This window comes from Streptococcus parasanguinis, from assembly GCF_009717775.1.
Taxonomy (GTDB): Bacteria; Bacillota; Bacilli; order Lactobacillales; family Streptococcaceae; genus Streptococcus; species Streptococcus parasanguinis_AG.
Genome location: NZ_WMZF01000001.1, coordinates 762467 through 782081, shown reverse-complemented (window position 1 = coordinate 782081; position 19615 = coordinate 762467). Strand labels below are relative to the sequence as shown.

The window sequence follows — 19615 nt, the reverse complement described above, 5'->3', positions numbered from 1 at the left end:
GATCTTATGATCGGAATTATGTTAGTATCATATAAATGGTTAAAACAATTGGTGGACGTGGATGTGCCATCAGAAGAGTTGGCTGAAAAAATGTCAACCACAGGGATCGAGGTAGAAGGTGTGGAATCGCCTGCTGATGGTCTCTCAAAAATTGTCGTCGGAGAAGTTTTGTCTTGTGAAGATGTGCCAGAGACACACCTTCATGTCTGCCAAGTTAATGTGGGGGAAGAAGAAGCGCGTCAAATCGTCTGTGGAGCACCGAATGTGCGAGCAGGCATCAAGGTCATGGTGGCTCTTCCAGGTGCTCGCATCGCGGACAACTACAAGATCAAAAAAGGGAAAATCCGTGGGTTGGAATCTCTCGGAATGATCTGCTCACTTGGTGAATTGGGCATTTCTGACTCCGTTGTATCGAAAGAATTTGCAGATGGGATCCAAATCTTGCCAGAAGATGCTGTTCCAGGGGATGAAGTTTTCTCTTATCTAGACTTGGATGATGAAATCATCGAGCTTTCTATCACTCCAAACCGTGCAGATGCTCTTTCGATGCGTGGGGTAGCTCACGAAGTAGCAGCCATCTATGACAAGGCAGTCAACTTCAAAGACTTTACCTTGACCGAAACAGACCAAGTTGCAGCGGATGCTCTTTCTATCAGCATTGACACAGACAAGGCGCCTTATTATGCAGCTCGTATCTTGGACAATGTAACCATCGCACCAAGTCCACAATGGTTGCAAAACCTCCTCATGAACGAAGGCATCCGTCCCATCAATAATGTGGTTGACGTGACCAACTATATTCTGCTTTACTTTGGTCAACCTATGCATGCCTTTGACTTGGATACCTTTGAAGGAACTGATATCCGTGTGCGTGAAGCGCGTGCAGGTGAGAAATTGGTGACATTGGACGGGGAAGAGCGTGAGTTGGAAACAAGTGACCTCGTGATTACGGTTGCTGACAAACCTGTTGCCCTTGCAGGTGTCATGGGGGGAGAGGCTACAGAAATCTCTGAAAAGTCTACTCGTGTCGTCCTTGAAGCCGCTGTCTTCAATGGCAAATCGATCCGTAAGACCAGCGGTCGCCTCAACCTTCGTTCTGAATCATCTTCACGCTTTGAAAAAGGGATCAATGTGGCAACCGTCAATGAAGCCCTTGATGTGGCAGCGAGCATGATTGCAGAGCTTGCAGGTGCCACTGTTCGTAAGGGAATCGTTTCAGCAGGCCAGCTTGATACCTCAGATGTAGAAGTTTCTTCTACCCTTGCAGACGTTAACCGTGTCCTAGGGACAGAGCTTTCCTACGCGGATGTCGAAGATGTCTTCCGTCGTCTTGGATTTGGTCTTTCTGGAAACGCTGAAGCCTTTACTGTCAGCGTTCCACGTCGCCGTTGGGACATCACCATCGAAGCGGACCTCTTTGAAGAAATTGCTCGGATTTATGGTTATGACAAATTACCAGCAACCCTTCCAAAAGATGACGGAACAGCAGGTGAATTGACAGCGACTCAAAAATTGCGTCGCCAAGTTCGGACCATTGCTGAAGGAGCAGGCTTGACTGAAATCATCACTTATGCGCTGACAACTCCTGAAAAAGCCGTGGAATTCACAACTGCGCCAAGTAACTTAACAGAGCTCATGTGGCCAATGACTGTGGATCGTTCAGTCCTCCGTCAAAATATGATCTCAGGAATCTTGGATACCGTAGCTTACAACGTCGCTCGTAAGAACAAAGATTTGGCCCTCTACGAGATCGGAAAAGTCTTTGAACAGACAGGCAATCCAAAAGAAGAATTACCAAACGAAATCAACAGCTTTGCCTTTGCTTTAACTGGCCTAGTCGCTGAAAAAGACTTCCAAACTGCAGCTGTTCCAGTTGACTTCTTCTATGCTAAGGGAATCCTTGAAGCCCTCTTTGCTCGCTTGGGTCTTGAAGTGACTTATACAGCAACACAAGAAATCAAGAGTCTCCACCCAGGTCGGACAGCCTTGATCTCACTTGGTGGCCAAGTGATTGGGGTCTTGGGACAAGTCCATCCTGTAACAGCTAAGGCTTATGATATCCCAGAAACCTATGTGGCAGAATTGAACTTATCTGCTATTGAAGCAGCCCTTCAACCAGCCGCAGCCTTTGTGGAAATCACTAAATTCCCAGCCGTGAGCCGTGATATCGCCCTTCTCCTCAAAGCAGAAGTGACCCACCAAGAAGTGGTTGATGCGATTCAAGCTGCTGGCGTGAAACGCTTGACAGACATCAAACTCTTTGACGTCTTCTCAGGTGAAAAACTAGGTCTTGGCATGAAGTCTATGGCCTACAGCTTGACCTTCCAAAATCCAGAAGATAGTTTGACGGATGAAGAAGTCGCTCGCTACATGGAAAAAATCCAAGCTTCTCTCGAAGAAAAAGTTAATGCAGAAGTACGTTAAAAATTTGATGAAAACAGTTGAGACATGCTCTTAGCTGTTTTTGTTTTATTACAATCTTATTACAAGTTTGTGAAAGAATTTACAAATATCATAGGATCGTTTATAATAGAAGAATAAACATTAGTAGATTTACTGAAAAAAGGAAGGAGAATGGGGATGTTAAATATGAGAAAACCTATCCTGTCACTTGTTGGTTTGTTGGCAGTAGTTAGTCTAGTTGGATGTCAACAGGCTGAGGGCAAGAAGGGAAATTCAAAGGAACTAAGTCAAGAACAAATTATCGACAAGGGGCTCCAGGCTTTTGAACACCTCAAAGATGGGGAAATCAAACTGGAGAGTAAGATTGAGAGAAAGTTTAGTGAACCAACAAGTGATGGAGATACACACGCAGTATATACTCTGACTTTTGAAGGATCCTTTGAATTAAAACCAGTGAGGGTACGTGGACTATATACGAACAACGGTACGAGTCAAGAAGAGTATTACGATGCCTTTCACGAGTATTCTAGACCAAAAGACTCATCAGAGTGGGAAATGTTTTCTTATTCTCAAGAGAATAAACAACCTGTGGGGGTAAATCAAGAAGCCATACGCTTCTTTCAGACACAGAAAGACAAGTTTGAAGTGACCAAGAAAAAGGACCAGTATGTCTTAACCTATAAGAGTAAGGATGTCAATCATTTACTAGAACCAAATAACGCCGTGTTGCAAGGCCCTGTTCCCATAGGAGTTAGTTATTTTGAAAATTCAGAAGGGAGCTACCAGATAGACCTCATCGTTTCTAAGGAGAACTTGACACCTTTAGGTGTTACTTATACTTGTACTTCTAATTCATCTTTTGCGAAAGAAAAATTAACGTGTAAAATTACCTATTCAAAACAAAATACTGGTGTCCAAGTAGAAGTACCAGAGGCTGTTGAAAAATTAGGTGGTATTTAGTTCAAAAGGAGTGAAGATATGAAACATAAAAGAAAATTATTAGTGTTTTTCTTATCTCTTCTTGCTTGTCTATTCCTTTCAGCTTGTCAATCGGCTAAAACCCCTTCAAAGGATACGACACAAGATAGTGGGAGTAAAGATGTGAAAACGTATATCCAAGCCATGAGAGATGCAAAAAACATGGAATATGTCAGTAAAATTTATCGAAAGAATCTACTTGAGGTAAAAGGTTCACAATCACTAATGTATGAAACAACCTTACGACATGGGAAAATTCAGTTTGACCCGCAAGTATATAATGAATTTTATACGAAAGATGGAGGAAATGGATCTACGATAGACAGTGATTCAGATCATTTTCGAAGTCTTGCCAATAAAATAGGTTCTACAGGTTATGGGGAGAAAATTTTGAGACTATATTCTCCTGAAAAAGGGGTTCTGTATAAAAAAATAAAGAAGGGAGACGATAGTTGGACTTGGAATAGAGTGGATGAAGCTACAGATCCAGATCTAATATATAAAAATAGAAAAGATCCAGAAGTGGGGCGTCATGAGCTTATTTTAAAACTTTATGAGAAGTATGCGGATCGATTTAAAAAAACTATCGATGGTCAGTATATCTATCTGGAATTTAAGGGTGATGTTAAGAAAGATATTGATCAAATTGGAGAATTTCAAAATACTTTGTTAGATAGTGAGCTTTACACCAAAGGGAAAAAGGAGATTCAGTCCGTCAAGTTGCACATTTATTTGTCTATGAAGAAAGACTCCTCAAATAAAGAAGAAAAATTAGTTCCTAGCGAGGCTAGGATTCAACTAGATACCAAATTGAAAAATGATAAAGGGCGAACGGTGAACAATGAAGACCATTTTGAATTTACTTATCGAGATATTAACCAGATAAAAGAAGTCAAAGCTCCCCAAGATTTTAATATCGTAGAGAATTAAATAGGAGGATAGAAAAACCATTGGTTCAATTGACCAATGGTTTTTTACGTTTCTGATTTCTGGTACACACCAATTCTTTACTGGTGGCGATGCGATTGGTGCATTTCGTCTTTGATGGGGCAGGAACACTTACAATCGCCACAAGAACCTTTTACCTTGAGGTAGGAGCGAAGACCTTGTCCAGCTAAAAAAATAAGGACGGTAATAAGAATAGTTGACATGGTAACCTCCTAGATATGAGTGGTAGATAAGTTTTTTAAGCTGATGAGTTGATCATTACTTTGCTGTGGCTTGTGGAAGATGCAGGGAACAAGGATGATGAAAATGATCAGAGCTAGCCTAGTCCTACTAGTTTAGACTTCATCGATATTAAACACGTGTAAGATTATCTTGTAGCGACCAAAGTTATATTTCTTACTATGGAAGTCTTTTCAGATTCATAGCAGGGAGAAAAGAATCTTTAAAAGGTGCGCAAATGCGGGCCTTTTATTTCTTACCTCAAAATATCCATGTCAACCATCCTTCTATTTTTGACAAATATTTTTTTTTTTTTGAAAAATATACTTGTCAAAAAGAAAAAGAAGTGTTACAATAATTTTAGTTGAAAGAAGGGGAGGTATTCTTATGGGAGCTATATGGATTCTATTTATCCCTTTTCTGGTTATCATTTATGCAAGCTCAGAAAAGAAGATAAAAAAGTTGAACAAACGTATTAAAAGATTAGAAAAACAAGTGAAAGGAAATCAAGAAATGTCTAGACTTTTAGAAGAATTAAAAGGCCAAACGGTCAAGGTGACAGTAAATGGATTTGGAACTACGTGGGAAATTGTTGATTTTGATGAAGATTGGGTCAAACTGACCCGTGTGATTCATAAACAACAGAGGGAAACCAAGTTAGTCCGTATCGAAGATATTCAAGGTATTCAACTATAAGGGGGCTGATGCCATGATTTTAAAAAATCGATTGAAAGAGCTGAGGGCGCGTGATGGACTCAACCAATCCGAGCTAGCCAAGCTAGCAGGGGTCTCGCGCCAGTCCATCAGTCTCTTGGAACGTGGTGAGTATACACCTTCTGTCATTATCGCCATGACCATTGCCCAGATCTTCAATGAACCAGTGGAGAATGTCTTTAGTCTAGTAGAGGGAGAAGAATAATATGAAAAAGCAACAACAAGAACGATCCGCTCGTTACCGGTTTTGGAGAAATGTCGGAATCATTACAGTTTCCGGCTTGATTGGAGGAGTCATTGTTTTTTTGACAGGCATGTTCGGATCCGAAAAACCCCTTGAAATCCAATCCTTCTTTAGTAAAGAAGGACTCCTTTGGGGTTCAATACTTTTGTTTCTTATCGTGTTTATGGTCACGATAGCCTTACTAATAAGCGCGAGAAAAGTCCATCAAAAAATGCTCCAGATAGAAGACGAAGAGGAAGCCTATCACTATGACATCCAGAAGGAAAAACTGTTTGGGTTAGCGACCATTTTTAAAGGAGTCATGATCTTGCCATACTTTTTAGTCATCATCTTTTATAGTCAATGGGTGTATATGGATAGACCTTCCACAGGGCACTTGGCTTTTATCTTTGGAGACTTTACCATGCTCTATCTCTTTCTTGTCTTGATTGCCCTATTTTTCCTATCGGATATCTTCTTTCGCAAGACCTTCCATCTGATTTATGGAAAACCGATTCCCCGCAATGCCAATGCCAAGGAAGTGCGTGAATTTATGATGAGTATGATGGATGAAGCAGAAAAGCAGATTAGCTACGAGGAAAACTATGAAATTATCATTAAGTTAAGCAATTATATCTTGCCGATTTCCTTAATTGCGATATTCTTAGTTGGCATTGCTTTCCATACAGATATCTTGTTAGCATTAGTAGTGGTATCACTGATTTATGTCTATATCTTGGTCTCTCAGTACAAGATTACCAAACGTTATTATAAAGAGTAGAGGAGTCATCCATGTTAGAAATTAGAAATTTAGAAAAAAGCTTTGGGAATAAGCAGGTTCTCTTCGGAGTAGATCTGACAGCTCAACAAGGGCATATCCTTGGCTTAGTTGGGAAAAATGGGGCTGGGAAAACAACTATTTTCCACAGTATCTTGCGCTTTTTGGACTACAGTGGCGAGATTCGCCTAGGTGGCAAAGCGATCACCCAAGAAACCTACAAGGAAATTGGCTATTTGCCAGAAGAACGTAGTCTTATGCCAAAACTCACGATTTTTGAGCAGGTCCGCTATTTGGCTGCCTTAAAAGGAATGAGCACTGCTGAGGTCAAGGAAAAATTACCGACCTGGATGGAAAAACTCCAAGTAAAAGGAAAATTGACCGATAAAATAAAGAGTCTCTCAAAAGGGAACCAACAGAAGGTTCAATTGATCATCACCTTGATCCATGAGCCTAAATTGATCATTTTAGATGAACCCTTTAGCGGCTTGGATCCGGTCAATACAGAAGTGCTCAAGCAGGTCATCTTTGAAGAAAAAGAGCGTGGGGCAACCATTATCTTTTCTGACCACGTCATGACCAATGTCGAAGAGTTGTGCGATGATATTCTAATGATCCGTGATGGTTCAGTTGTCCTTTCAGGGCCAGTCCAAGAGGTCCGGAATAGCTATGGCAAGACTCGCCTCTTTGTCTCTAACGACTTTAGCAAAGAAGAGCTAGAAGCTCTGCCACACGTGACCAAGGTCAGCATGACCAAGCAAGGGACTTGGAAGCTAATCTTGGATGATGCATCAGCTGGTCCAGAATTATTTGACCGCTTGACCAAGGGCCACTACCTAGCAACCTTTGACCACCAAGCCCCAACTATTGATGAGATCTTTAAACTTGAATCAGGAGTAGAAGTATGAAACAGATGTTTGTCGTAATGAAAGAAACCTATATCAGACAAGTAAAATCATGGAGTTTCCTCTTCATGGTCTTCGGTCCCTTCCTCTTTTTAGGATTGAGCATTGGAATCGTTTATCTGACAGGTTCTTCTACAGATGCCAAAAACCAGGTGGCCTTGGTGACAGACGTTCCAGCTGTCAAAGAAAGTCTCAAAGGAACTGATGGCTTGACCTTGGACTACAAGGATGAAGCTGCAGCTAAAAAAGCCATCAAGGATGAGAAAGCAGCTGCTTACCTAACGGTCGATGAAAAAGATGGCCAGCTAGAAGCCACTTATGTGGGCGACCAAGCCATGAAAATGGGATTGAAATCCCTTGTCACTGCGAAATTAAGCCAAGTCCAACAAGGAATCAATCTAGCGCGTGCCAATCTAAGCAAAGAACAACTGACAGCCTTGTCTCAACAGGTTTCTCTGAAAGAAAAGATTGATGAGAAAAAAGAAGGCTTGAAAATGGTGCAAACCATGGTTGCAGGTGCTCTAGGAATGCTGCTTTATATGATTTTGATGTTCTACTCTGGTATCACAGCCCAAGAAGTGGCCAGTGAAAAAGGAACCAAGATCATGGAAGTGGTCTTCTCTAGTATCAAAGCAACCGACTATTTCTTCGCACGCATGCTCGGACTCTTCGGTGTGATTATTACCCATATTTTTGTCTATGTAGTTGGGCTAGTAGCTGTTTGGATCTTTAGAGCAGATATCCCTGTTGTCAAGGATTTTCTCGCTCCAAACTCTCCAATTACCCAACACCTAGCAGAAGCGATCTCGCTCAATACCGTCTTCTTCATTATCCTTGGGGTCTTTATGTATGTGGTGCTCTCTGCCTTCTTAGGCTCCACAGTAGCACGACCTGAAGATTCAGGAAAAGCGATTTCGCCACTGATGATGTTAGTCCTCTTTAGCTTCTTTGGGGTAACCACCTTGGGAAGTGCCGGTGATGTCTTCTTATTGAAGATCGGTTCCTACATTCCATTCATTTCAACCTTCTTCATGCCTTTCCGTACCATTAATGGCTATGCGACTGGTCTTGAATCTTGGGCTTCATTGGGAATTGCGGTTCTCTTTACCATCGTGGGAACAGTGCTCATCGCTCGAATCTACGCGAGCTTAATCCTCCAAACCGATGACCTCGGACCGTGGAAAACTATTAAACGTGCTCTCAGCTATCGCTAATTAGATAAGCTCTCGGTTACAGCTGAGGGCTTTTTGAATGGAGGTTACAATTCTTTTGAAAGACTTGTCTCTAACTATTAATAAATTACAGATAATTTAGTATGTTTTTTCATGGAAGAAAGAGTATTTTTCTTCAAATTATGATATGATGGAGGGGAATAATAAGATTTGAGGGTGAATATATGGATAAACTCCAAATAAAATCCAGCCCAATTGATGCGCAAGCGGCTATTGGTGAGTTGACTGGTGTTGATGTATCACAAAATGAGAATAAACAAGTAGAGTTTAGTTATTCTGCTGGTATTGCAGGTATGGAGAAGGGAAAAGAAGTAAATAATCACTTACTTCAAGCTGTGGGGAAATTTAGTGAAGCTGTTCTAATTCAAGCTAATAAATTTCCTCAAATTGCCGCTGTGCTTGAAAAACGTGATGTAGAACAGGGTCAAAGATGGGAAAGCTAACCATGATGGAGGATGTTAATAAAAATAAGCGAGATAAACTATTCCAAGAAATTGTGAAAACAGAGCGACAAGAAGATCTTATTTTAAATTTAAGTCGTGAGTATCAACAAAGTTTAGATGAATTTTTAGAAGATCTTTCGTTGATCACACGAGAAGCAGAAGAAAAGTTGTCTATTTCATCTCAAAATATCTTATTTTTTCAAGAAAAGAATGAAATGGATTTAATTGCAAGAAATTATGTGGTTAGACAGATGGATGGTGTCAGTGAAGAGTTTCGGAATGTTTTAAAAAACTTAGACATTCAGAGAGAAAAATTGATAAAAGAAAGGAATAGTTTGCCGTGGGAGTGAGATACAGTTCATCAGAATCTGCTACTTTGATTGAAGCTATGAGCAGTAATATTCAAATTGCTACTCAGATTACAGAAAAACTTACTAGTGGAAGTGATCATTTAATTGCAGAAATCGAAGCAGGAATACTTCAAGGTGCTGCATATGAGGCAGGGAAAAATTTATTTGGGAATATTATTATCCCATGTATCAAAAAATTACAAGAAGCGATCGACGATATTCAGATTGAATTAAATTCATACAAAAACGCAGATGCAGTTGTATCAAAATATGGAGAATTAGATTTAGATGATTTGAAGACACAAAAACAGAATTGGGAAAAACAGCTTTCAAAGTATCAAGATCTAATCAGAAAAAATGAGGATTTTTTCAATCGTGTAGGAGCATTTCTTACCGCAAATCTGGATCAAAATTTATCAGAAAATAGAGTACTTCACGAATTGGCTGATAAAACACGGATGCAAATCAAAGATCTTGAAGAAAAAATTGAAAAATTAGAGTGGTTTGTTGAGCAAGTCAATCAGTATTTTTCAGACAGTCTTGAAATTCTTAATTTAGCGATTGAAGGAGCAGGGCAACTAAGTCAAATTATAGTTGATAGCAACGGAAATTACTATGCGGATGGTGTCGACATGACTTGGTTTGACAAAATGAAACAAACAAAAGTTGTTTCCTATGCTAAAAGAGACTATCAGGATGCCTTAACAAGGACTTTAAATCAAGCGTCGAGAGATATGTTATTATCAGATGATGGTGATACCTATTATCGGGAAGAGTTAAAAAAACGCTTAAAAGGACAGGATCGGTCACAGTGGAAAAAAATTATTGATGATTATAACCATACTCTAAAAATTGACAATGAAGGGAATTTAATTGAAATTTTTGATAATAGCGCTTATAAAGATCGTCATTATCAAAAAAATGATAATTTTTCTGTGCTAAAAAATGGGAAGTATGATAGTGTTTCTACGAAAATGATCAATGAAAAATATCAAGAACTTCTTCAAGAAAATTTTGAAGCTAATTCTGCTGAATTTTGGGGTGGAGTTAGTCAGATGTTATCAGGTTTACTGCTTGACTTTGCTAGCGTAGCAGCAGAAACTGGAGGTTTAGCTTTAGCTCCTGAGACAGGTGGGGCAAGTTTTATTGCTGGAACAACTGCAGCAGAGCTTGCTTTAGATGCAGGAAATGCACTCATATTTAGTGGTGTAGTATCTGTAGGATCTGCTATTAGTAAAACAGGTGGCGCAAACGCTGAAATTCAGGTTAATTATTCTAGCAACTACGACAGCTGGAAGGCAAATAAACCGACGAGTAAGTCTTTTGGAAAAAAGATTTCTGGACGAGTTAACGGTAAAAAAGTCGATAATATTCGAGTTGATGCGGAGCCAGATAGTGGGAAAATCCAAGTTCAATCGGGGAGTGGAAAATCAGGTTATGACCTCGACATAGATATCGAGGTTTCAAGGATTTCAAGTAGGCAGGATATTGTAGACTGGGTAAGCAAACGTTCTGAACTAAATGGACTTGGAAAAGGAGCTAAAGAAGAAGTTATCAAAAATATGTGGAAAGCTTTTAAATACTTGACGCAATAAGGAGTGAACAATGAAATTATATTTAAAAGGCGATTATACAAAAAGAGTACCTTATGGTTATTTAGAACTAGCTGGTAAAATGTGGTTTCCAGAAGATGAGCAAATTTCTTACTCAAATGCTGGGAACAATGATGCATTACAAGAAGATTTTTTCTCAAATTTATCCTTGAGGAAAGGCACTGCGGATAAGAGATGGTCTAGTGTCCCCCTAAAGGAAGGAGTACGAAGACTCTTTTCACATCTTGACGAATGTATTGAAATTAATTTTGAAGATGCATTTGCTACGGATTATAATGAAAAGGGAGACTATCTCCGTATTTTAACCACCCATCTAGAAGTTTTGACAGTTGATAAACGGGCTATGTACATTATGGCGCTTGAGATTGCAAAGGTGATTGACGGGCAAATTAGCGAGGATAATAAGAAGACATGGCTAACAGTCGAGAAGTTTAGGAAAAAGCACGAGGCTATTCTATCTCTAACTTTTGAAGAAGCAAATGAACGAAGTTTGAATGAAATTCAAACGATGGATGTGGTAGATGATCCTCTTTGGGAGGAAGAAGCCAATCGTCGAAAAGAATATATACTAGCACATGGAGGCGATATCTCAGATTTATGAGACTCTATATTAAAAGTGATTTTAAGAAAAAAATAACCTTTACGACAAGAGAACTTGTTTGGAAGATGTGGTTTCAAGAATGGAACGGCCATTTGATCACTACTTCTAATGTCGGTGATGATGAGATGCTACGAGATGATTTCTTTTTTGGAGTTCAATTTGATAAATGGCGATTTAATGATAAACGATGGAATCATATACCATATGACAAGAGTGATCCTTGGAATTCGTTTTCTGATGAAAATATTCAATTAGAATTTGAAAATGTTTTTATTACTGATGGGAGAGAACGTGGAGAATACCTTAGGATTGCGACTACCCATACGGACATTTTAACGGTTGATAAACGTGCTATGTATATCATGGCAGTCGAGGTTGCTAGTGCAATTGATGGAAAAATTAGTTCGGACGGCAAACAGACTTGGATAAATGTAGAGATTTTTAAGGAGTTGCACAAGGATGTCTTATCACTAACCTACGATCAAGCAACTGATATCAGTGTGGAGGAACTGAAAAGTATGAGACCTGTGGAAGATCCCTTGTGGGATGAAGAGGAGCGGCTTCGTGAAGAATACATCAAAATTCACGGCGAACGTGTTTATGACGACGAGGAAGATGAGTGAGACTATATCTTAAAGGAAACTACGAGACTAGTATTTATCAAAACTGTATGGAATTCCCTTGGAAAATGTGGTTTAAGGAACGTAAGGGAGTGGAAGTTGGTTTTTCTTACGCACGTGATGATGATTTCTATTTTAGCATTAGTTTGGATAAATTTTCTTCGAATGATGAGCGTTGGGGAATGGCTGATTTTAGAGTAGGCAACGACCCTTGGGCGACTTTTAAGCATGAAAATATAAATTTAAATTTTGAAGACTCCTATGAAAGCGATGGACGAGAAAAAGGAGACTATCTACGAATCATCACGACTCATAAGGATATTCTAACGGTTGATAAGCGAGCTCTCTATATCCTGGCGATTGAAGTAGCATCTACCATTGACGGTAAAATTAGCGAAGACGATAAAGAAACGTGGCTGAGTATTGAAGAATTTAAAACGAAACATGCAGATCTGTTGCATTTGAGCTACGACGAAGCGGTCGATATTAGTTTAGAAGAGATAAAGGTTATGAAAGCGATAGACGAGCCTCTCTGGGAAGAATTGGATAGGAAGCGCGAGGAATACATCAAAATCCATGGTGAAGTGGAGTTGGACGACGATGAGGAAGACGAATGAGACTCTATATAGAAAGTGATTTTAAGCAAAAAATAACATTTACTACTAGAGAGCTAGTTTGGAAGATGTGGTTTAAGGAGCGTAGAGGTAAGCAAATAAGTTTCTCCAATGTCGGGGATGATGAGATGCTACAAGATGATTTTTACTTTGGTGTTCGGTTACACAAATGGGCTTCTGTTGATGAAAGATGGGATAAAGCTTCTTTTATAATTCCGAGCAATCCTTGGTTGTCTTTGGAATATGAGAGTATAACATTGGAATTTGAAAATGATTTTATTACTGATGGGAGAGAACGTGGAGAATATCTACGTATCGCCACATCTCATACAGATGTGTTAACAGTAGACAAACGTGCTTTATACATTATGGCAGTCGAGGTTGCTGGTGCAATTGATGGAAAAATTAGTTCGGACGGCAAACAGACTTGGATAGATGTAGAGACTTTTAAGGAGTTGCAGAAGGAAGTTCTTTCACTGACTTATGATGAAGCGGTTGAACTTAGTTTGGAAGAATTAAAGACAATGGTACCGGTAAGAGATCCTCTATGGGAAGAGGAGGAACGGCTTCGAGAAGAATACATCAAAATCCATGGCGAACGTGTTTATGACGATGAGGAAGATGAGTGAGAATTTATATAAAAGGTGATTACACCAAAGAAATTCCGTTTGATTATTTAGAGCTAGCGAAGAGAATGTGGTTTGATGCTAAAGATGGTAAGCGAGTAGATTTTTCTTATTTTGGAAATACTCGCCCATTTAAAACAGTCCCAACTATTCACTTAAAATTAAATAAGTGGATGCATGATAATAGATGGAATAATGTTCGGTTGAAAGAAGGGCTTACCAACGAATTTGGAAGTCATGTATATGAAAACCTTGAATTAGATTTTGAAGATCATCCAGCAACAGACTATCGAGAAAAAGGAGACTGTCTACGCTTAGCTTCTACCCACCTTGACCTTCTCACTGTTGATAAACGAGCTATGTATATTATGGCCATTGAAATTGCGACTGCTATTGATGGTCAGATTAGCGAAGATGATAAAGAGAGCTGGATAAGTGTGGAGGAATTTAAAAACCGACATGAAGCTATCCTTTCGATGAGTTATGAAGAGGCCAACGAGCTGAGTTTGGAAGAAATTTCGTTTATGGACGATGTGAGAGACCCAATCTGGGAAGAAGATGACCGCAGGAATGAAGAATACATCAAAATCCATGGAGAAGTGGAGTCGGATGACCACGAAATCGAATTCTAACGAATGACCGATTTCTGTCCCACACTCTTTTTGATTTCAAATTGACTTTTGCAACCCTTTTCACTACAATAGAACTACAGAAAAGGAGGCGGACATGAACTATATTGAGTTTGCTGAAAATGAGCGTCTGTCCACGATTGTCCTTGGGATGATGCGGATCAGTCAGATGAGTGAAGATGAGGTGGAGGCCTTGGTGGAAGCTGCCTTGTCGATTGGCATCAACACCTTTGACCTAGCGGATATCTATGGCGATGGCCAGTGTGAGGTCCTGCTGGGGAAGGTTCTCAAGCGTCGTCCGGATCTTCGGGACCAGATGTGGATCCAGTCCAAGTGTGGGATTCGCAAAGACGGCTTTACCTATTTTGATTTTTCTAAGGACTATATTTTGGACTCCGTCGATGGCATCCTCGAGCGTCTGCAGATCGAGCGCTTAGATAGTCTCCTCCTTCACCGACCGGATGCCCTCATGGAGCCTGAAGAAGTTGCAGCAGCTTTTGATCACTTGGAGCAAGCGGGTAAGGTCCGTCATTTTGGGGTGTCCAATCAAAATCCTATGATGATGGAATTGCTCAAAACGGCTGTCAAACAGCCTCTCAAGGTCAACCAATTGCAGTTAAGTGCCGCCTTTACACCGAGCTTTGAAGCTGGTTTTCATATCAATATGGAAGGGCCAAAAGCAGCTGTGCGAGATGGCAGTGTCTTTGAGTATTGTCGCTTAACCGATACGGTGATTCAAGCCTGGTCTGTCCTCCAGCATGGCTTTTTCAAGGGGAATTTTGTCGGCAAAGAAGAGTTTGCGGCCCTCAATCATGTCCTCAATGACTTGGCGAAGAAATACCAGGTCACTCCGACAGCTATCGCCCTTGCTTGGGTCCTTCGCTATCCAGGTAAAATGCAGGCTGTCATCGGAACGACCAAACCCCAGCATGTCCTTGAAGCAGGGAAAGCAGCAGCAGTGACCCTAACGCGTAAGGAATGGTACCAAATCTACTTGGCTGCAGGTAATGATTTGCCTTAGAATCTTGTTAGTAGACCAGTCCTCACTCCTATCAGTGGGCTGGTCTTTTGTTTTATACTTTACGAATTTTTCTTGACAAGTCTTACTTTGTTATGGTATTCTTTTGGGTAACAAGTGTTGCGCAACGACCGTTGCGCGAAAGGAGTCTAATGCCACCCAAGGTTAAATTTAGTAAAGAGGCTATCATTGGGACAGCTTTACAATTGGTGAGAGAAGAGGGAATGGCTAGCTTGACAGCTAGAGCATTAGCGGAGAAACTGGGAGCTACACCGAGAGTCATTTTTGGGCAATTTGCTAATATGTCTGAGTTACAAGCAGAGGTTATTGGTGCTGCGGAGATGGTCGTGGTGGAGTATATTCGCAAGGCCTTAGAAGATGAGAAGCCTTTTCGATCTGTCGGGGTTGCTTATATCCTTTTCGCCTCAAAAGAGCCACAACTCTTTCAATTGCTTTTCCAAAATCCTAGCAAAGATCCGATTCGTCGCTTTCAAGATTTTCTTCCCATGAAGGATCATAGTTACCAATTGGTTCTGGATTCGATTGTCGCAGACTATCCTTTGACTGTAGAGGAGGCTAGTCGCTTGTACCAGCATCTATTTATCTACTCGCACGGGATGGCCTCAATGGTTGCTTCTGGCATTTATCAGTTCAGCATGGAAGAAGTGATTGGATTACTGACAGAGGTTTGTCAATCTCTCATCAAAGAAATGGTAGGAAAGAAATGATTCAACTAGAAAATGTGCACAAAAGTTACGGCCAAACCAAGGTTTTAAAGGGGATTGAGTTGCAGATTCAAGACCAGGATGATGTGGTTATCCTTGGTCCTTCTGGATCGGGCAAGTCAACTCTCTTAAATGTGTTATCAGGCTTAGAAAAGGTAGACGAAGGGCATATCCTTATTCAAGGACAAGATTTATCACAACTCACGGATGCTCAATTGACAGCCTTTCGACGGGAGAAGATTGCCTTTATTTTCCAGCAGTATTATCTATTGCCGAATCTAACGGTCAGACAGAATGTAAAGATGGGTGCTGACCTGGCAAACAATCATGATTTTTTGCAGATCATCGAGGATTTGGGGCTTGGCGATAAGCTGGACAAGTATCCGAGTGAATTGTCGGGTGGGGAACAGCAGAGAGTGTCCATTGCTCGGGCCTTGGCCAAAAAGCCAGAGATTCTCTTCTTGGATGAGCCGACGGGAGCCCTGGATGAAGAAACAGGGCGCAAGATTCTCGACTATATCTGGAAATTGAAGGAAAAGCTGGGCTTTACCTTGATTATGGTGACACACAACCAAAATATTGCGGATATGGCTAGAACCATCATTCGTGTCAATAGTGGCAAGATTACAGAAGTTGTGACCAATGATCAACCTCAGACTGCTTATGAGATTGGATGGTAAGCCATGTTTTCAGTAAAAGATATTCGAAAATTAGTTGTCGTCAGTATCATTGGGGCTTGTGCGGTCTTTGTGGCCAATCTCTTCTTAAATTTTTACTTGGACATCGAGCAATTAGAGATTTCGAAAACCAATCCCATGATTCAGACCTACTATGATGCCCAGGTTTCGCTTTCTTGGATGGTGGCCATGGTCAGTGGGGTCGTCTTGTCCTTGACATCGATTCTTCTCATGTGTTTTTATATCAAACAATTTGTCGATGACCACAAGGAACAATTAGGGATTTTAAAGGCTTTGGGCTACAGCAATGGCCAGTTGGCGAAACGATTTTGGGCCTTTGGACTCAGTTTTGGAGCTGGAGCGCTTCTTGGCTATTTCACTTCATATCTCATGATGGGACATTTTTATGACTTCCGCAATGAAAAGGGGATTCTGCCAGAAATCACCATTCACTTTCACTGGCAGCTCTTGCTTGCCTTGGTGATCCTGCCAACGACCTTCTTTATGCTTCTCGCGATTGGTTATGCTAGAAGACAACTCCAAACGCCAGCGCTTCGCTTATTGAAAAAATCTCCAAGTCCAATCAAGGTCAAAAGGAGAAAGAGGGCTCCTAAGAAAGAGAAAGACTTCCTAAAAGAACTATCCTCGTCACTGATTTGGAGGAGAAAATCGATCTTGTTTTTTGTAGTCTTTGGCTCCATGTGTTTTGCGGCCATGGTCCAATTGTCCTTTGGCCTCAGGGATTACACAGATGATATCATCCAAACCATGATGATCATGATTGGCTTGATCCTTTCTTTCTCGATACTCTTTTTGTCATTGGGGATTGTGGTCTCAGAAAGTCGTGAAACCTTGGCTCTTATGAAGGCTTTTGGCTACACCGATCGTGAATGCCAAAGTCATATTCTCGCTCCCTATCGTTTCTGGGCTTATCTAGGATTTGTTCTTGGGACGGTTTACCAATACGGTATCATGGAAATTTTGATCGGTGTGATCAAAGATACGGTTCCTGAAAAGATTGAGCATCACTTTGATGGGAATGTGTGCTTTTGGACCTTGCTTGCTTTTGCTGTGGTTTACGAAAGCCTCTTTTATCTATCCAACAGAAAACTCCAAAAGCAAACCATTAAAGAAGTGCTTTTAGCAGAATAAATAGAAAAGAGAGTGGGACAGAAGTCCGAGCCTCTCAATTGTCTTTGGATTGTCGAGCAAGACGCAGTGGTTGAGTGGGCTCTACTACGCTGATTTCATCAGCTTTTACAGCCCTACTCAACTGTGCGGAGGTGGGACGACGAAATCGAATTCTAACGAATTACCGATTTCTGTCCCACTCTCTTTCTTTTGAAACGCATTGACAGGGAGAGGCTTTTCCGCTATTCTAGGGGAATAAAAGAAAGGAAAGGGATTGAGATGAAACGGAGTTATTGGCAGGACCTGAAGGGGGCCTTTTACTTAATCTGGCGTAACAAATGGTCCTTTATCTCTGTGGGGATTCTTTTGCAGTTTGTGGTTGGTATAGGGGCTGCGGCCTTGACTTGGCTCTTTCATCTGGCAGTCTTGCTTGCGGGTCAGGCTAATATCGATAAGAACAATCTTGTCTCTGTTATGAGCCATCCCTTGAGCTTACTGGCTCTTTTGGTCTTTATCATGGTCTTTGCTTTCTTGTTTATGCTGGAGATGCGGACCCTGATTTCGGTTATTTACCTGTCGCGAACTGACCGACACTTGTCCTTTAAAAAAGTCTTGCGGCAATCATTTGGTCGTTTGAAGGATTTGTCGGGGAGAAACCTGCTTTACTTTCTGCTCTATCTCCTTTTGACCTTGCCTGTTGCAGGTGTCTTGATAGGATCGACATTGACGGATGGGCTTTATATTCCAACCTTTATCACAGGGGAGTTTGAAAAGACCACGATTGGCTCCATCGGGCTCTTTGTGGTGCAGCTGACCTTTATCTATCTCAATCTTCGCCTCATATATACGGTTCCCAACCTCGTGGTAGAGGAGTTGCCATTTGGGCGTGCCTTGAAAAAAAGCTGGACTATGACCAAAAGAGGAGGTTTTCGTCTCTTATGGAGAATTCTGTCCTTTGAGTTTCTCTTAACCTTTCTAGGGATTTTATTGATCTTGGGTTTGGTCTTTACCTTGACCGTGATCGATAAAGAAGGCCAGTATTTCTGGGTGGTGACCATCTTTTTGGTCTTGATTCGGACCTTCCTGTTTATTTTTACAGTCTTGACAAAGGTGGGATCGCTCGGCATCATCTTGGATTCTGCATGGGAAGTACCGAGCCGATCGGTCATGCACTCCAAAGGCAGTCGAAAGATGAAGGGGCTCTTTGCTCTGACAGTGGTCTTTCTCGTGCTGCAATCGGGGATTTCAGCTTTTGAACTGGCAACCCTAAAAGTCAATGATCAGATCAAGCTCATCGCCCATCGTGGCGATGTCTCTAAAGGGGTAGAAAATTCCCTGGAAGCCCTAGAAGCAGCAGCCAAGGGAAAGGCGGCTTATGCAGAGATGGATATTCTTCTCACCAAGGACCATCAATTTGTCGTCATGCATGACTACAATCTCAAGCGCCTTGCTGGGGTGGACAAGGATGTGAAAGATATGACCCTAGCTGAGGTGCAAGGCCTCAAGATTCAGCAGGATGGTCACACGAGTCATATCCCTTCTTTTGAAGAATATGTTAAACGGGCCAAAGAATTGAACATGAAGTTGTTAGTCGAGCTTAAGCCCCATGGTGGAGAGCCTGCTAATTATGTGGATCTCTTTGTCCAGAAAATGAGGGAGCTGGGGGTTGAAAAAGACTATCCGGCCATGTCTTTGGATCTGTCGGTCATGGAAAAGGTCGAGAAAAAGCTCCTGAGATCAAGACTGGCTATGTTATTCCCATTCAATTCGGTCGCTTTGAGAATGATTCGGTCGACTTCTTTGCGATTGAAGACTTTTCTTATCAGGAGGAATTGGTGACCCAGGCCCATGAGATGAAAAAAGAGCTCTATGTTTGGACCATCAATGACAAGCAGAAGTTGACGAAGTATTTGCAACAACCCATTGATGGCTTGATTACGGATGAATTGACAGAGGCACAAAGACTGAAAAAGGATTTGAAACAAAACAAGTCTTACTTTGATCGTTTCTTGAATCTTGTTGCTACGTCTAAGGAAGAATAAGATAGGATAGGCATAGAGAGAGTGGGACAGAAATCGGTAATTCGCTAGAATTCGATTTCGTCGTCCCACCTCCGCACAGTTGAGTAGGGCTGTAAAAGCTGATGAAATCAGCGTAGTAGGGCCCAC

Annotated in this window: 23 protein-coding genes; 22 read left to right on the top strand and 1 reads right to left on the bottom strand. The window is 41.1% G+C overall.

The features are described from left to right. The first annotated feature begins 18 nt into the window (after positions 1–18). The 3 genes from pheT (at position 19) to GMC92_RS03990 (ending at position 4311) form a co-directional block, all read left to right on the top strand. On the top strand, positions 19–2424 hold the full coding sequence (pheT, locus tag GMC92_RS04000; protein WP_155199830.1) for a phenylalanine--tRNA ligase subunit beta: 2406 nt from the start codon (positions 19–21) through the stop codon (positions 2422–2424). Between the two features lie 156 nt (positions 2425–2580). After that, positions 2581–3363, top strand: coding sequence for a DUF6612 family protein (locus tag GMC92_RS03995; RefSeq protein WP_151378616.1), 783 nt, complete (start codon positions 2581–2583; stop codon positions 3361–3363). A gap of 18 nt (positions 3364–3381) precedes the next feature. Continuing rightward, complete coding sequence (locus GMC92_RS03990; RefSeq protein ID WP_155126215.1) at positions 3382–4311, top strand: hypothetical protein; 930 nt, start codon at positions 3382–3384, stop codon at positions 4309–4311. Between the two features lie 77 nt (positions 4312–4388). Here the strand turns inward: GMC92_RS03990 and GMC92_RS03985 are convergent, their stop codons facing one another. Then, positions 4389–4532 carry a FeoB-associated Cys-rich membrane protein gene (locus GMC92_RS03985; protein WP_155126213.1) on the bottom strand — a complete coding sequence of 48 codons (144 nt, stop codon included), beginning with the start codon at positions 4530–4532 and terminating at the stop codon, positions 4389–4391. 403 nt (positions 4533–4935) lie between these two features. Here GMC92_RS03985 and GMC92_RS03980 point away from each other — a divergent pair, with 403 nt between their 5' ends. From GMC92_RS03980 to GMC92_RS10840, 19 genes are all read left to right on the top strand, one after another. Continuing rightward, positions 4936–5244 carry a hypothetical protein gene (locus tag GMC92_RS03980; RefSeq protein WP_155126211.1) on the top strand — a complete coding sequence of 103 codons (309 nt, stop codon included), beginning with the start codon at positions 4936–4938 and terminating at the stop codon, positions 5242–5244. 13 nt (positions 5245–5257) lie between these two features. Beyond that, entirely contained in the window at positions 5258–5467 is a 210-nt protein-coding gene (locus GMC92_RS03975; protein WP_024056334.1) for a helix-turn-helix transcriptional regulator, read from the top strand. A gap of 1 nt (position 5468) precedes the next feature. After that, the gene (locus GMC92_RS03970; protein ID WP_155199796.1) at positions 5469–6266 is read left to right on the top strand and encodes a DUF3169 family protein; all 798 of its coding nucleotides are present in this window, start codon (positions 5469–5471) and stop codon (positions 6264–6266) included. An 11-nt stretch (positions 6267–6277) separates the two neighbouring features. Continuing rightward, positions 6278–7171: an ABC transporter ATP-binding protein gene (locus GMC92_RS03965; RefSeq protein WP_021153540.1), complete on the top strand. Its 894-nt coding sequence runs from the start codon at positions 6278–6280 to the stop codon at positions 7169–7171. Next, positions 7168–8382, top strand: coding sequence for an ABC transporter permease (locus tag GMC92_RS03960; RefSeq protein ID WP_155199795.1), 1215 nt, complete (start codon positions 7168–7170; stop codon positions 8380–8382). The genes GMC92_RS03965 and GMC92_RS03960 overlap by 4 nt, the downstream gene beginning before the upstream one ends. A gap of 182 nt (positions 8383–8564) precedes the next feature. Then, positions 8565–8843: a TIGR04197 family type VII secretion effector gene (locus tag GMC92_RS03955; RefSeq protein WP_155199794.1), complete on the top strand. Its 279-nt coding sequence runs from the start codon at positions 8565–8567 to the stop codon at positions 8841–8843. A gap of 2 nt (positions 8844–8845) precedes the next feature. Further along, on the top strand, positions 8846–9193 hold the full coding sequence (locus tag GMC92_RS03950) for a cingulin (RefSeq protein WP_155199793.1): 348 nt from the start codon (positions 8846–8848) through the stop codon (positions 9191–9193). After that, the gene (locus tag GMC92_RS03945; protein WP_338324031.1) at positions 9184–10788 is read left to right on the top strand and encodes a virulence protein; all 1605 of its coding nucleotides are present in this window, start codon (positions 9184–9186) and stop codon (positions 10786–10788) included. The genes GMC92_RS03950 and GMC92_RS03945 overlap by 10 nt, the downstream gene beginning before the upstream one ends. A gap of 10 nt (positions 10789–10798) precedes the next feature. Continuing rightward, positions 10799–11407 carry a hypothetical protein gene (locus GMC92_RS03940; RefSeq protein ID WP_155199792.1) on the top strand — a complete coding sequence of 203 codons (609 nt, stop codon included), beginning with the start codon at positions 10799–10801 and terminating at the stop codon, positions 11405–11407. Further along, positions 11404–12030 carry a hypothetical protein gene (locus GMC92_RS03935; RefSeq protein WP_155199791.1) on the top strand — a complete coding sequence of 209 codons (627 nt, stop codon included), beginning with the start codon at positions 11404–11406 and terminating at the stop codon, positions 12028–12030. The genes GMC92_RS03940 and GMC92_RS03935 overlap by 4 nt, the downstream gene beginning before the upstream one ends. Further along, on the top strand, positions 12027–12644 hold the full coding sequence (locus GMC92_RS03930) for a hypothetical protein (protein WP_338324030.1): 618 nt from the start codon (positions 12027–12029) through the stop codon (positions 12642–12644). The genes GMC92_RS03935 and GMC92_RS03930 overlap by 4 nt, the downstream gene beginning before the upstream one ends. After that, positions 12641–13270, top strand: coding sequence for a hypothetical protein (locus GMC92_RS03925; RefSeq protein ID WP_155199790.1), 630 nt, complete (start codon positions 12641–12643; stop codon positions 13268–13270). Before GMC92_RS03930 ends, GMC92_RS03925 begins: the two co-directional genes overlap by 4 nt. Next, entirely contained in the window at positions 13267–13899 is a 633-nt protein-coding gene (locus tag GMC92_RS03920; protein WP_338324029.1) for a hypothetical protein, read from the top strand. Before GMC92_RS03925 ends, GMC92_RS03920 begins: the two co-directional genes overlap by 4 nt. Positions 13900–13993: 94 nt before the next feature. After that, a complete protein-coding gene (locus tag GMC92_RS03915) occupies positions 13994–14917 on the top strand; it encodes an aldo/keto reductase (RefSeq protein WP_155199789.1) in 924 nt (307 codons plus the stop codon). Between the two features lie 149 nt (positions 14918–15066). Next, on the top strand, positions 15067–15642 hold the full coding sequence (locus tag GMC92_RS03910) for a TetR/AcrR family transcriptional regulator (RefSeq protein WP_155199788.1): 576 nt from the start codon (positions 15067–15069) through the stop codon (positions 15640–15642). Continuing rightward, positions 15639–16319: an ABC transporter ATP-binding protein gene (locus GMC92_RS03905; RefSeq protein ID WP_155199787.1), complete on the top strand. Its 681-nt coding sequence runs from the start codon at positions 15639–15641 to the stop codon at positions 16317–16319. The genes GMC92_RS03910 and GMC92_RS03905 overlap by 4 nt, the downstream gene beginning before the upstream one ends. 3 nt (positions 16320–16322) lie before the next feature. Continuing rightward, complete coding sequence (locus GMC92_RS03900) at positions 16323–17468, top strand: FtsX-like permease family protein (RefSeq protein ID WP_155199786.1); 1146 nt, start codon at positions 16323–16325, stop codon at positions 17466–17468. A gap of 258 nt (positions 17469–17726) precedes the next feature. Further along, a complete protein-coding gene (locus GMC92_RS03890) occupies positions 17727–19286 on the top strand; it encodes a glycerophosphoryl diester phosphodiesterase membrane domain-containing protein (protein ID WP_241672885.1) in 1560 nt (519 codons plus the stop codon). Continuing rightward, positions 19283–19489, top strand: a complete 207-nt coding sequence (locus tag GMC92_RS10840) for a hypothetical protein (RefSeq protein ID WP_241672884.1) — start codon at positions 19283–19285, stop codon at positions 19487–19489. Before GMC92_RS03890 ends, GMC92_RS10840 begins: the two co-directional genes overlap by 4 nt. Positions 19490–19615 lie beyond the last annotated feature (126 nt).

Coding starts and splice junctions, on each gene's coding strand:
- pheT (WP_155199830.1), top strand. CDS start 19: ATGTTAGTATCATATAAATGGTTAAAACAATTGGTGGACGTGGATGTG.
- GMC92_RS03995 (WP_151378616.1), top strand. CDS start 2,581: ATGTTAAATATGAGAAAACCTATCCTGTCACTTGTTGGTTTGTTGGCA.
- GMC92_RS03990 (WP_155126215.1), top strand. CDS start 3,382: ATGAAACATAAAAGAAAATTATTAGTGTTTTTCTTATCTCTTCTTGCT.
- GMC92_RS03985 (WP_155126213.1), bottom strand. CDS start 4,532: ATGTCAACTATTCTTATTACCGTCCTTATTTTTTTAGCTGGACAAGGT.
- GMC92_RS03980 (WP_155126211.1), top strand. CDS start 4,936: ATGGGAGCTATATGGATTCTATTTATCCCTTTTCTGGTTATCATTTAT.
- GMC92_RS03975 (WP_024056334.1), top strand. CDS start 5,258: ATGATTTTAAAAAATCGATTGAAAGAGCTGAGGGCGCGTGATGGACTC.
- GMC92_RS03970 (WP_155199796.1), top strand. CDS start 5,469: ATGAAAAAGCAACAACAAGAACGATCCGCTCGTTACCGGTTTTGGAGA.
- GMC92_RS03965 (WP_021153540.1), top strand. CDS start 6,278: ATGTTAGAAATTAGAAATTTAGAAAAAAGCTTTGGGAATAAGCAGGTT.
- GMC92_RS03960 (WP_155199795.1), top strand. CDS start 7,168: ATGAAACAGATGTTTGTCGTAATGAAAGAAACCTATATCAGACAAGTA.
- GMC92_RS03955 (WP_155199794.1), top strand. CDS start 8,565: ATGGATAAACTCCAAATAAAATCCAGCCCAATTGATGCGCAAGCGGCT.
- GMC92_RS03950 (WP_155199793.1), top strand. CDS start 8,846: ATGATGGAGGATGTTAATAAAAATAAGCGAGATAAACTATTCCAAGAA.
- GMC92_RS03940 (WP_155199792.1), top strand. CDS start 10,799: ATGAAATTATATTTAAAAGGCGATTATACAAAAAGAGTACCTTATGGT.
- GMC92_RS03935 (WP_155199791.1), top strand. CDS start 11,404: ATGAGACTCTATATTAAAAGTGATTTTAAGAAAAAAATAACCTTTACG.
- GMC92_RS03925 (WP_155199790.1), top strand. CDS start 12,641: ATGAGACTCTATATAGAAAGTGATTTTAAGCAAAAAATAACATTTACT.
- GMC92_RS03915 (WP_155199789.1), top strand. CDS start 13,994: ATGAACTATATTGAGTTTGCTGAAAATGAGCGTCTGTCCACGATTGTC.
- GMC92_RS03910 (WP_155199788.1), top strand. CDS start 15,067: ATGCCACCCAAGGTTAAATTTAGTAAAGAGGCTATCATTGGGACAGCT.
- GMC92_RS03905 (WP_155199787.1), top strand. CDS start 15,639: ATGATTCAACTAGAAAATGTGCACAAAAGTTACGGCCAAACCAAGGTT.
- GMC92_RS03900 (WP_155199786.1), top strand. CDS start 16,323: ATGTTTTCAGTAAAAGATATTCGAAAATTAGTTGTCGTCAGTATCATT.
- GMC92_RS03890 (WP_241672885.1), top strand. CDS start 17,727: ATGAAACGGAGTTATTGGCAGGACCTGAAGGGGGCCTTTTACTTAATC.